At 60.8% G+C, this 12,678-nt stretch carries 6 protein-coding genes and 1 tRNA gene; 2 read left to right on the forward strand and 5 right to left on the reverse strand.

The window, feature by feature from the left end:
- Window positions 1-16: 16 nt before the first annotated feature.
- The 3 genes from I5L79_RS22880 to hemW all read right to left on the reverse strand — a co-directional run bounded on the left by I5L79_RS22880 (window position 17) and on the right by hemW (window position 2,670).
- On the reverse strand, window positions 17-721 hold the full coding sequence (locus I5L79_RS22880; protein WP_196957424.1) for an alpha/beta fold hydrolase: 705 nt from the start codon (window positions 719-721) through the stop codon (window positions 17-19).
- A 177-nt stretch (window positions 722-898) separates the two neighbouring features.
- Entirely contained in the window at window positions 899-1,375 is a 477-nt protein-coding gene (locus tag I5L79_RS22885) for a hypothetical protein (protein WP_196957425.1), read from the reverse strand.
- Window positions 1,376-1,530: 155 nt separating this feature from the next.
- Window positions 1,531-2,670 (reverse strand): radical SAM family heme chaperone HemW, encoded by a 1,140-nt coding sequence (hemW, locus tag I5L79_RS22890; RefSeq protein ID WP_196957426.1) that lies wholly within the window; start codon window positions 2,668-2,670, stop codon window positions 1,531-1,533.
- 111 nt (window positions 2,671-2,781) lie between these two features.
- Here hemW and I5L79_RS22895 point away from each other — a divergent pair, with 111 nt between their 5' ends.
- Together I5L79_RS22895 and I5L79_RS22900 are read left to right on the forward strand one after the other, a co-directional pair.
- Window positions 2,782-4,662, forward strand: coding sequence for a BamA/TamA family outer membrane protein (locus tag I5L79_RS22895; RefSeq protein ID WP_196957427.1), 1,881 nt, complete (start codon window positions 2,782-2,784; stop codon window positions 4,660-4,662).
- Between the two features lie 199 nt (window positions 4,663-4,861).
- Window positions 4,862-4,934: transfer RNA gene (locus tag I5L79_RS22900), tRNA-Met, on the forward strand.
- A 70-nt stretch (window positions 4,935-5,004) separates the two neighbouring features.
- Here I5L79_RS22900 and I5L79_RS22905 read toward each other — a convergent pair.
- Entirely contained in the window at window positions 5,005-5,973 is a 969-nt protein-coding gene (locus tag I5L79_RS22905) for an NAD(P)/FAD-dependent oxidoreductase (protein WP_196957428.1), read from the reverse strand.
- Window positions 5,974-6,093: 120 nt separating this feature from the next.
- Window positions 6,094-12,639 (reverse strand): PA14 domain-containing protein, encoded by a 6,546-nt coding sequence (locus I5L79_RS22910; RefSeq protein ID WP_231403277.1) that lies wholly within the window; start codon window positions 12,637-12,639, stop codon window positions 6,094-6,096.
- Between the last annotated feature and the right edge of the window lie 39 nt (window positions 12,640-12,678).

Here is a 12,678-nt window from a genome sequence, read left to right on the forward strand (position 1 = left end):
GACAGGTAACAAGCTGTCATGGCGAACCTGCTGCCTGTCCCTTGTCACCTCCTACCACTTCACGTGTCACCTGCTGCCCTTCCTCCACCAGCGTGTTCAGGATCCGGCTGATTTCGGGGGCGTGGGAAACAACCATGAAGTGGCCGCCGCCCGGAATCAGGTAATCGACGGGCGTGGGGCCGGGCGGGAACACCCGGTCGTGGGTGCCCAGAATCTGTAGGCTGTGGCCGCCGGTGTCGGTGCTGTCCCAGCGCAGGAGCTGGTCGATGGCCCAGCGGGTGTACGCGGGCTCCATATCCTGCAGAATCTGCTTGAAGAGGTGGTACTCCGGCCCGTTCCTGACTCCAAAATACCACTGCCCGGCTCGGGGAAACAGCTTCAGCCACTGCGGCGGGAACAGCTTGTACACCCCCGTCCGGCGAATCAGGCTGAGCAACGGCGGCAAACAGCCGGCATCGGGAATGCTGGACACAAGCACCACGCGCGCCAAGGGGCGGATCCGACGCATTTCCAGCGCCACCACGCCCCCAAACGACACGCCCACCAGAATGCACGGCTGGGTGGCGTCCACGCTTTCGGCCATGCGGGCTACATAGTGCGGCAGGGTTTCCCGGGGCGTGGGTGTAAGCCAAGGCAGCACCCGGGATTCTCCGCGCAGCAGCGGCTGCAGGTTTTGAAACACCCGCTCATCGGCCCCCAAACCCGGCAGTAGATAGAACATGGCTAAATGGCTTTCTGGCTCAGATGGTTTAATGGCTGAAAAACAGTTATCAATCTATTGATAATCAAACAAATACAAACATTCTTATCCTTCAAATACCGTTTTACGGTTTCATCAGCGGATAACTCAGCCGGGAAACCATTCAACAATCTAACTATTCAACCATTCCTCTATTCATCAGGGCTCGATGCGCAGGAACACGTCTTCCAGATAGAAGATATTATGGGGCATGGAGGCTTCGTAGTCGGCATCCTCGTTGTCGTCTTCGGGTTCTTCGGGCTCGTTTTCCTCGCCATCTTCCTCGAAAGGAGGCTCGGCCGGATACGTGCAGGACAGCTTCAGGGCCACGCCGTCGAGGTCGATGGGCGGCTTTTCTTCGCGGGTGTACTCCAGCAGGCAGGGCCATTCCGTCACGGTAGCCAGGGCCTCGGCCACTTCTTCCTGCAGGGCCTCGGCCCGGTCGCCGGCCAGGCGTAGCAACAGGTCGAGCTGCTGAAACTGCAGGCCCAAATGAAAGAAGTGCAGCTCCTGATCGAAAAGTGTAGTAGCCCAAATAGTTACGTCATCGGTATTATCAAACACTACGGCCGTCAGCTGCACGTGCTCCACGAAGAAGTCCGCGTCATCAGCCAGGGCATCAATCAATCTTCTCATAAACCAGGGATTAAGATCCGGCAGCCGAACCGGTAAAAGGCTTGGCTGCCCACCATGCTGCCTTCCCCGTAGCACTACGGCCCGAAAGAAAAGGCAGGCATACAAAATAGAACTTCCGGCGCCGAAAACGCTACGTTCTGCCCGAAATAAGCGGATTATTTGGCGGCCTGAAACAGCTCCAGCGTGATGTGGTCGGCCAGCAGCTTGCCTTGATCCGTGAGGATCAGGAGATTATTCTGCAGGGTGGCTAGGCCGTCGGTTTGCAAGCGCTGCAGGTAGGCGGCCCGCTCCGTGAGCAGGTCCACGCGCAGGGCGTCGCGCAGGTAAGCCAGGTCGCAGCCGCCGGCGGTGCGCAGGCTGGTCATCAGGTACTCGTTGGCGCGGTCGGTGGCCGAGAGCTGCTCCACGGTAGCCGGAACCTCGCCACGCTCCAGCACGGCCCGCACGTACTCGGGGTTGTTGGCCAGCGTGTACTGGCGCGAGTGGCCATCGAAGGAGTGGGCACTGGGGCCGATGCCCAGGTAAGGCACCCCGCGCCAATAGGCCGAGTTGTGGCGCGACTCGCGGCCCGGCCGGCAGAAGTTCGACACCTCGTACTGCTCGTAACCGTGGGCGCGCATCTGGGTTAGCAACAACTCGAACTGCTGCGCTACAAACTCATCGGGCGGGGCCCGGAACTTGCCTTTGGCCTGGCGGTGCCCAAATACGGTGCCCGGCTCAATGGTGAGTGCGTAGCAGGACAGGTGCGGGACGTCCAGCGCAAACGCGGCGGCCATATCCTGCTCCCAGAGGGTGTGGTCGGGCGCCGGAATGCCGTAAATCAGGTCGATGCTGATGTTCTCGAAGCCGGCCTCCTGCGCCAGCCGCACCGCCGCGGCCGACTCCGTGGCCGAGTGGGCGCGGTTCATCAGACGCAGATGGGGCTCATGGAAGCTCTGCAGGCCGATGCTGAGCCGGTTGACGGGCGAGGCCGCCAGCTCGCGCACTTTGGCAGGCATAAGGTCGTCGGGGTTGGCTTCTAGGGTAATTTCCGCATCCGCCGCTACTTGAAAGTGCCGGTGAATTGCCTCGAACAGCTGATCCAGCTCGGCGGCCGTGAGCAGGGAAGGCGTACCCCCGCCCAGATAAATGGTGTTGAGCGTTGGATTGCTGCCCAGGTAGCCGTGGCGGAGCGCCAGCTCCTGCACCAGCGCATCTACCAGGCGACTTTTCAGGCCCATGGAGGTGCTGAAGTGGAAGTCGCAGTAGTGGCAGGCCTGCTTGCAGAAAGGAATATGGAGGTAAAGACCGGGCATTGATAGGAAACCGCGTGCGCAGGAAAGCGGCCGGGCCGCGGGCACTAACCAGAAACAACGAAGGCGGACAAAGCATCCTACCTTCGGGAAATTAAACCTGCGCTTTTGCGTTTGTCTTCCCAAATGTACGCCCGCCTGCTTGCTTTCGGTTTGTGGTGCTGGCTGCTGTTAGGCGGCCCGGCGGGCGCGTGGGCCCAGATCAGCCCCGGCACGCCGGGCCAGCCCCCGCTGAACAGCCCCCCGATTCCTCCTGATTCTTCGGTCCGGCCCCGGCCAGCGCTGCCCGCCGTCGCCTCGCGGCCGTGGGTGCTGCGCCTGCAAACCGAAGCCGCCGATGCACCGGCCCTCCGCCGCTACCGCCCGCGCACCGGGCTGCCCGACTCGCTGAGCGTGCTGCGCGAGGTGCGCAACCTGGTGCTGGCTCTGCAGAACGAAGCCTACCTGCTGGCCTCCGCCGACCGCCTCACCTGGGAGAAAGATACCGTGCGGGTGCAGCTCTACGTGGGGGCGCGGTTCCAGTGGGCGCGGCTGCGCAACGGCAACCTCGGCGACGCCCTCCTCACGCGGGCCGGCTACCGGGAACGGCTGTTTTCGGGCCGCCCCTTCCTACCCGCCGACTGGGCCCGCCTGCAGCAGCGCGTACTGTCGGAAGCCGAAAACCAGGGCTACCCTTTCGCCACCGTGCGTCTGGACTCGGTGGAGCTGACCGACCGGGCAGTAAGCGGCCGGGTGGTGCTGGAGCGTGGCCCCGTGGTGTATTTCGATTCCCTGGAAATTGTGGGCGCTACCAAAACGCGCAAGGAGTTTCTGGCCCGCTACCTGCAGATTCTACCCAACCAGCCCTACAGCCAGCAGCGGGTAGCCGCCGCTACCCGCCTGTTGCGCCAGCTGCCTTACCTGCGCGTGCGCGCCGAGCCCGAGGTGCGCTTTGCCCAGCATAAGGCTCGGGTGTACCTGCTGCTGGAAGATCGGCCGGCCAACCAGTTCGATGCTATTGTAGGCATTCTACCGAACACGGCGACCAACACGGGCCAGAAAAAGGTGCAGCTCACTGGCGACGTCACCATCAACCTGCGCAACATCCGCGGGGGCGGCAAGCAGCTGGGTTTGCAGTGGCGCAAGGTGGATGCGGCCTCCCAGCTGCTCGATGCGCAGTATGTACACCCGGGCTTTTTTGGGACGCCTCTGGAAGTAAGCGGCTCCTTCAACCTTTACCGTCAGACGCAGCTTAACCCTTTCCAGACGCTGCGCCCCCGCCTGCAGGTGACGTACCCCACGCCCCGCGCCGGGCGGGTAGCGCTATTCACGGAGTGGCGCAGCTCCCAGCTGCTGTCCGACAGCACGTACAAGCTGCTTGCGGTACTGCCCTCCACCATTGACACGCGCTACGACTCCTACGGCCTCGACTATACCTGGAATGCACTGGACGACCTGTACTTTCCGCGCCAGGGCACGCTGGCCGCCGCACAGGCAGCGGTGGGCAATAAGCGCATCAGCAAAAACTCCGAGCTGAACGATACGCTCTACCAGCGGGTGGCCCTGCGCACGACACAGGTAACGCTGGGCCTGCGCCTGGAGCGGTATTTCCGGCTGGGCCGCAATGGGGTGCTGCTTGCCCGTGTGCGGGGCGAAGCCCTGCTCAACCGCCGCCTGTTCCTGAACGACCTGTTCCGCTTAGGTGGCCTCAACACGCTACGCGGCTTCAACGAGTTGAACTTCTATGCCAACCAATACGCCGTGGGCACCGTGGAATTCCGGCAATTCACGGGGCAGGATGCCTACGTATTCGTGTTTGCCGACCAGGCCTGGCTGCGGCAGGATATTGTAGCACAGCCCTACTACGAAGATGCTCCCACCGGGCTGGGCGCGGGCCTGAGCTTCCGAACCGGCGCCGGCGTGTTCCAGTTTGTGTATTCGCTGGGCCACTCCGAACAGCAGAAGCTGGCGTTGAATGCCTCTAAAATCCACTTCGGCATCACCAATCGGTTTTAATGGTATCCTACTTGGGGTTCGTAAAGACAGCCATTACCACCACCTGTACCCGTCGGTAGTTCGCAAGTACTAGCACGAACAACGTGCGGAGCTAAAAATTTAAACCTGATAATCAACACGTAAAGCACATTACAGGCTTATTTTAGTGGTTCAATAGCCCTTTATTGGAAAACCGCCGTACATTTGCAGAACCAAACAGTGCGGGGTGGAGCAGTTGGTAGCTCGTTGGGCTCATAACCCAAAGGTCACTGGTTCGAGTCCAGTCCCCGCTACCTACCGAAAAAGCCTGTAAGATTCGTCTTACAGGCTTTTTTGTTTTTGGCAGAATCGTGAATCCTCTTTTCAGCCCCGGCAATCCTCGCGGGTAAGCGCCTCGTTGAGGGCAATGGCAGCCAAGGAGCCCTCGGCAGCGGCAATGATGGCCTGTTGCGGAGCTGGTGTGGTGTCGCCGGCGGCGTAGATGCCCTTCTGGCTGGTCTGGCCCCGCTTATCCGTCCATACCGCCCCGCTTTTCAGAATGCGGCAGTTCGCTTCCTGGGCCAGCAAGCTGCGCTGGCGCTGCTCGGCGTGCAGAAACACCGCGTCGCGCTCCAGGGGCTCCCCGCTGGCAAACACGATATGCCGGAGCTGCCCGTCGCGGCGGCCTTCCAGCCGCACAATCTTTTCTTCGCGCACCGCAATACCCAGGCGCCGGAGGCGCTGCCGGCCGTGCTCGGTAATACCAGCCGGCCCATCGGTGCACAGTACTACGTCGCGGCTCCAGCGGCTTACCAGCTGCACTAGGCCCCAGCCGGTTTTGCCCCGGCCATACACGGCTAGTCGCTGCCCCTGCACTTCCCAGCCGTGGCAGTACGGGCAGTGTAGTACGCCTCTACCCCACAGCTCGCGCATCCCGTCGATGGGCGGCAGATCATCCGCCACACCGGTAGCCAGCAAAACTTTGCGGGTGGTGCAGGTCAGCGGCGGGCCGCCCCGGTCGGGAGTCATCGTCAGGGTGAAGTATTGTTCCTCGGGTTCCCAGACAATGGCGGTTACCAGCGCCTCCCGTAAGCTGACGGTAGGGTAAGCGGCCAGCTGCTGCCGGCCCAGGCGCAGCAGCTCGGCGGGCTTGGTACCGTCGCGGGTGAAAAAGCTATGTACACCGGGCGAAGGTGCGTTGCGGGGCGGTCCGCTGCTGCATACCAGCACCCGGCGGCAGCAGCGGCCCAGGGTGAGAGCGGCGCTGAGGCCGGCACTGCCGCCACCTACAATCACGGCATCAAAGTCGGTGGCAGGAAGATGGCGGCGGCGGGTTGGGCGAATACGAGGCATAGAATACAAGAGCAAAGCAGGAATGCCTTAGCTACGCAAGCAGCCTGCTTTGGATATTGCCGGGCATAAAAAAAGGCTCTTCCTATCCAGGAAGAGCCTTTTTGAAAAGCGGCTGCGAGCTTAGTTACGCTTCACCAGCTTGAGGTTGTGCGTGGTATTCTGGCCGCGCACCAGCACCGTGTAGGAGCCCTCGGCGAGGTCACGCACTTCCAGCTTCGACTCCAGGCCGCCCTGTACCGACACCGTGCGAACGATGCGGCCGGCCATATCTACCAGCGTTACCTGGTAGCTGCCCTGGGGCAGGCTGCTCAGGTCCAGCGTCGACTGGGTTGTGGCGGGGTTGGGATAGAGCTGTACCGTGCCGGCTACAACCGGAGCCGAGAAGCGCACCGTGCGCGTTTCGCTGAAGCTGAACGTGCCATCCAGGTCTACCTGACGCAGGCGGTAGTACACCAGGCCGCTGTGCTGACGACCTACTCCCTTGTCGGTGAAGGCGTAGTCGTGGGCCGTGGTAGTCGAACCATTACCTTCTTTTTGGCCGATGGCCGAGAACGTACGGCCGTCGAAGCTGCGCTCTACGGTGAAGTAGGCGTTGTTCTTCTCCGAAGCCGTGTGCCAGGCTAGCTGAGCATCCTGGGCTACGGCTTTGGCCGTGAACACCGTCAGCTCAACCGGCAGCGGACCAGCGGTCAGCGTCAGGTTGCCCGAGAATTCCGACGTACCCTGGCCAGCTTTGGTGGCCGTAGCCGTTACTTTGGCCTCCAGGGCCGTCAGTGCGTTGCGCAGGGCCTCGGGCAGCGTGCTCAGGTCCAGCGAGAACTGGAACATGTTCTGGTTGGTTTCGCTGCCCTGGCTCAGGCCGTTCACTTGGCCGCTGTAGCTGGCTTGGCGCGTGTCGCTATCAGCGCTGCTGCCTTCCACGAAGCTGAATACGTAGGAGCCACCTTCACCGAAATTCTCACCGCTTCCGGGGTTAGCCAGGTAGAGCTCTACCGTAGCGCCAGCTGAGGCGTAGCCTTCGATCTTGAGGATGCCTCCGTCGATAGTGGCCTGCTTGAACACCGGGAAGTTAACCAGGGTGTTTGCCCCGGTGTCACCATCCTGATCATCATTGATGCTTACGCCGGCACCAGTAGCGCCGCTCATCAGGTCGATGGACTGTTCTCCATTGCCAGCGAAGCTGTTCTGCGAGAAGGTGTTGTTGGTACCAGCCGTGGCCAGGATACCGTCACCCACGTTGCCGGTGAAGGTGTTAAGTGAAACCAGGTTGCCGGTACCATCGGCCAGGATAGCCAGACCAGCCCGTTGCGCGGTGCCCGTACCGTTGCCCGATAGCGTGTTGAGGCTGATCGTGTTGTTTGAAGGGTTACGCACCGTGGTTCCCGTAAAGTTCACATCAAGGTTGATGCCGTAGCCAGCATTACCACTGATTGTATTACCCGAAACAGTCGTTTGATTAGCACCAAACACGTCAATACCCTGGCCGTTGAGGTTGGTTACACCGTTGATTGTACCGCCGTTGTTACGGACGATATTATCAGTCAAGTTTACCCCCGTGGCGCTATTAATCAGGATGCCCGCTTTCAGGTTACCATAGATGTCCGAGTTGCGAATGACAGCTCGGTCACCGTTAGCATTGATGTAGATACCCGTACCGTTGGTATTTCCGGCCGTGTTCAACTGAGCTACCGTGGCGCGGGCTCCCGTGAAACCAAGACCCTCAATAACTACATCGGCTGCACTGATACCCAGGATATCATAGCTGCCTGCAGTAACGTTCAGGATTATCTCCGGACCGGTGGTCACTCCAGCTACCGCGGCATTGGTATTGCCGGTATAGGCAGTCTGAACAGCACCATTAATGACGGTCCGGACCGCGTTGGCGCCGGAAATATTAGGCAGAGCAGTGGTTAGATTGATGATGAAAGCCTGATTGCCAGCACTGGTAGTGGTCAGAGCGGAGGCAGGGATATTGAAAATAGCGGCTTCTGTTCCGGCCGTTTGCCCTACCTGCTGGAAGGCTACAGTATTCTCCAGTGCATTGCTGTTCGTGATGAACTGACGGAGGGAGCCTTGGCCCGTATTGTTGGTATTCACAACCGCGTCGAAGTTGAAACCGAAGTCAACCGCGTTCTGTACCTGACCGTTGCTAACCGTAACGGAGGCCAACGACTGTGCTACTCCAACCTGCGCCAACGTCTGGGTGCCGGTGTTAGCGGCGCCATCTACCCCAGCCGGGGTAGTACCGCCGACCTGTGCTCCGTCACCGTTTACGAATGTCTGCACCCCAATTAGAGTGTTCACGTAGCCGTTACGGCTGCTGCTTACCGTGCTGTTGACTACTCGCACCTGGTAGGTGCTACCTAGCAAGCCGGAGAAGCTATAAGCGCCGCTGGCATCTGTGGTAGTCGTCTTGATGGTGTTGGTAGTAGCATCGATAACCGGAGCGCCATTGGCGTAATACAGCTCTACCGTTGCACCCGAGCGAACCACTCCGCCGGAGGCCAGCAGGCTGCGGCCATTGCCACCACCATAAGTTACATCTTCAAACACAACTCCGGAGATGGTGTTCGGTGCTTCTATCGAGATGGAGTACGTAGCCGGTGTCAGGTCCTTGCGGCCAGTGTTGTCGGTTACGGAGTAGGTGAAGGAAGCGGGCCCGGTGTAGGTGTTGACCGGATCAAAGGTGAGCAGGCTCAGCGAAGCAGCCGGAATGGCCTGACCGACTACGACGGCCGTGCCGTTATAGGCCAGCACACCAGCAGCGGCGGCGGGCAGGGTCTCGATATTGAAGTAGGAAACCGTGGCATTCCCATCGGCATCCGTGGCGCCCAGGTTAGGCGAGAGGGCCGCTGTAGCAGCCGAGTTCAGCAGGCTCGTGCTGCGGTCCAGCGCGACGGGTGTAGCGTTGGGCGTAGCCGGGCCGGCGCACAGGGCGGCGGCGGGGACTACTTGCCGGGCAATGCCGGCGGCCGTGCTACTCCATTCGAACTTGAGAATGTTATCCACCAAGTTGTCTGCATACAGGATCAGTATGTCGTGCTTACCGGCCGTGAGCGTAACCGTCGTTTGTACTAACGTTGAGCCGTGACTGCCACCGTTATTGATGGTCGCATTGGTCGCATTCGGTGTCTGGGCCAGAGCCGCAGCATCCAGGAACAGGTAGGAGGCATCGTCCGACGTGAGGTAGAACGTGTAGCTACCCGTCACCGGAATGTTGATGCTGCCCCGGTAACGCGCACTGAAGGTTTCAGGATTCGTCGTACTGGTAGCAGCGGGGTTAATGTCGCCAAAACCACTACCGCTAAAGTCCACGGTCTGATCAATCCGGCGTACGGGAGCCGTGCGCTGGAAGAACGTAATGGCATTGGCGTTGAAACCCGCTTGCGTGTAGAACGCGCCAGCGTAGTACTCAGCTGTCAGGCCGTTGGAGGCCGTCGTGTTGTCGAAGTACGAAGGCTCTGCGCAGGCAGGAGCATCCACCGTTACCGAGATGGTGGCCACATTACTCACGTTGCCATCGTTGTCTTTGATGGTGTAAGTGACGGAGGCAGTGCCGAAGAAGTTGGCATCGGGGTTGAAGGAGACGTTGCCCAGGTTATCGGCCGTGAACACACCGCCGGTTACCGTGCGCGTTGTCTCGCGCGTGCCGGCCGAGCTCGGGTCCAGGTCCACGCTGGCCTGGTTGATGGTGGCGTTGCCGTCGGCATCCGTGTCGTTAGCCGTCACAGAGAAGAAAGGCGTGGTCACGTCGTTGCCCGTCGTAGCCGCATCGTTCACCGCTACCGGGGCAGAGGAGATAGTGATGGTATAAGTAGCTGAGCTCAGGTCCTTGCGGCCGGTGGCATCGGTTACGGAGTAGGTGAAGGATGCCGTTCCGCTGTAGGTGTTGACCGGATCAAAGGTGAGCAGGTTCAGCGAAGCAGCTGGAATAGCCTGACCGACTACGACGGCCGTACCGTTGTAAGCCAGCACACCAGCAGCGGCGGCGGGCAAGGTCTCGATGTTGAAGTAGGAAACCGTGGCATCCCCATCGGCATCTGTGGCACCCAGGTTAGGCGAGAGGGCCGCCGTAGCAGCCGAGGCGAACAGACTGGTGCTGCGGTCCAGCGCGACGGGTGTAGCGTTGGGCGTAGCCGGGCCGGCGCACAGGGCGGCGGCGGGGACTACTTGCCGGGCAATGCCGGCGGCCGTGCTGCTCCACTCGAAGTTCAAGTTGTTGCCGCCACCGTCTTCTGCATACAGGATCAGTATGCCGTGCTTACCAGCGGTGAGCGTAACCGTCGTTTGCACCAGTGCCGAAGCATGGCCGCCACCGTTGTTGATGGTCGCGTTGGTCGCATTCGGTGTCTGGGCCAGAGCCGCAGCATCCAGGAACAGGTAGGAGGCATCGTCCGACGTGAGGTAGAACGTGTAGCTACCCGTCACCGGAATGTTGATGCTGCCCCGGTAACGCGCACTGAAGGCGTTCGGGTTAGCAGTTGTACCTGTAGCCGGTGGCACAATGTTGCCGAAAGTAGCCGTCGTAAAGTCCACGGTCTGATCAATCCGGCGTACGGGAGCCGTGCGCTGGAAGAACGTAATGGCATTGGCGTTGAAACCCGCTTGCGTGTAGAACGCGCCAGCGTAGTACTCAGCTGTCAGGCCGTTGGAGGCCGTCGTGTTGTCGAAGTACGAAGGCTCTGCGCAGGCAGGAGCGCCCACTGTCACCGAGATGGTAGCAGCATTGCTGGTTAGACCCAGAGCATCCTTAATAGTATAGGTGACGGAGGCAGTGCCGAAGAAGTTGGCATCGGGGTTGAAGGAGACGTTGCCCAGGTTATCGGCCGTGAACACACCGCCGGTTACCGTGCGCGTTGTCTCGCGCGTGCCGGCCGAGCTCGGGTCCAGGTCCACGCTGGCCTGGTTGATGGTGGCGTTGCCGTCGGCATCCGTGTCGTTAGCCGTCACAGAGAAGAAAGGCGTGGTCACGTCGTTGCCCGTCGTAGCCGCATCGTTCACCGCTACCGGGGCGGCGTTGGTGATGTTCAGGGTATAGGTAGCCGGAGAGGCATCCTGCCCGCCGTCGTTGTCGATGGCGGCCATGTTGAAGGTGAGGGTGCCACTTATAGTGCCGTTGGGGTCATACTGCAACGTTCCTGCCTCAGTGGCCGTGAGCGTAGTGCTGGCGGCCGTGATGGAAGTGCGGGCACCCGTTCCACCTACCAGGTAAGAAAGCGTACCAGCCGTCTGAACACTGGCCAGGTTCGTCAGCGCATAGTTGGTGATAGTGCCGCCATCTGGGTCCGTAGCAGTCAGGGATGGTATAGCCGTGGCATTAGCTCCACTAGATAGTGTAGCCACTTTATCGGCTGTTTCCGGTGCCAGGTTAGTGATGGTGAGCGTGAAGGTCGCAGGCGTAGCATCCTGTGCGCCGTCGTTGTCGATGGCAGCCATGTTGAAGACAAAGTCCCCCACGGGGCCACCGTTGGGGTCAAAGCGCAGCGAGTTGGCTTCGGCTGCTGTCAGCGTGATGCTGGTCACGGCGGCACCAATGGTGGTGTAGGTCGTGCCCGCGCCACCCACCAGGTACGAGAACGTGCCGGCTGTCTGCGCGTTGCCCAGGTTCGTTAAGGCATAGCTGGCGATGGGGGCATCGTCCGTGCCGGTAAAGTCTACCAGGTCCGTCGCCGCCAGCGTCTGGGCCAGCGTCTGCACCTTGTTGTCCGTCTCCGGCACTGCGTTAGTGATAGTCAGTCTGAAGGCCACGGGGGAAGTGTCCTGTCTGCCGTCGTTGTCGATGGCAGCCATGTCGAAGCTGAAAGTGCCAATCGGCCCGCCATTGGGGTCAAAGCGCAGCGAGTTGGCTTCGGCTTGCGTGAGCGTGATGCTAGCGGCCGTGATGTCGGTATAGACTGTACCCGTACCACCCACCAGGTAGGAGAACGTACCGGCCGTCTGCGCCGTGGTCAGATTCGTCAAGGCATAACTAACTACTGAGCCATCCGGGTCCGTGCCGGTAAAGTCTGCCAGGTCCGTAGCGTCCGCTGCTTGAGGCAGTGTCTGATTCTTGGCTGCTGTAGTAGGCGCTGCGTTGGTGATAGTCAGCGTGAAGGTCGCGGGCGTGGCATCCTGTGCGCCGTCTTCGTCGATGGCGGCCATGTTGAAGGTGAATACCCCCACGGGGCCGCCGTTGGGGTCGAAGCGCAGCGAGTTGGCTTCGGCTGCTGTCAGCGTGATGCTGGCGGCCGTGATGTCGGTATAGACTGTACCCGTACCACCCACCAGATAGGAGAACGTACCGGCCGTCTGCGCCGTGGTCAGATTCGTCAAGGCATAGCTGATGATAGCGGTGCCATCAGGGTCCGTGCCGGTGAAGTCTGCCAGGTCCGTAGCATCCGCGACCTGCGCAATTGTCGTACTCTTGGCTGTTGTAATAGGCGCTGCGTTGGTGATAGTCAGCGTGAAGGTCGCGGGCGTGGCATCCTGTGCGCCGTCGTTGTCGATGGCGGCCATGTTGAAGGTGAATACCCCCACGGGGCCGCCGTTGGGGTCGAAGCGCAGCGAGTTGGCTTCGGCTGCTGTCAGCGTGATGCTGGCGGCCGTGATGTCGGTATAGACTGTACCCGTACCACCCACCAGATAGGAGAACGTACCGGCCGTCTGCGCCGTGGTCAGATTCGTCAAGGCATAGCTGATGATAGCGGTGCCATCAGGGTCCGTGCC

Origin of the sequence: Hymenobacter guriensis, from assembly GCF_015773195.1 — a bacterium.
Lineage (GTDB): Bacteria > Bacteroidota > Bacteroidia > Cytophagales > Hymenobacteraceae > Hymenobacter > Hymenobacter guriensis.

Coding starts and splice junctions, on each gene's coding strand:
- I5L79_RS22905 (WP_196957428.1), bottom strand. CDS start 5,973: ATGCCTCGTATTCGCCCAACCCGCCGCCGCCATCTTCCTGCCACCGAC.
- I5L79_RS22880 (WP_196957424.1), bottom strand. CDS start 721: ATGTTCTATCTACTGCCGGGTTTGGGGGCCGATGAGCGGGTGTTTCAA.
- I5L79_RS22885 (WP_196957425.1), bottom strand. CDS start 1,375: ATGAGAAGATTGATTGATGCCCTGGCTGATGACGCGGACTTCTTCGTG.
- hemW (WP_196957426.1), bottom strand. CDS start 2,670: ATGCCCGGTCTTTACCTCCATATTCCTTTCTGCAAGCAGGCCTGCCAC.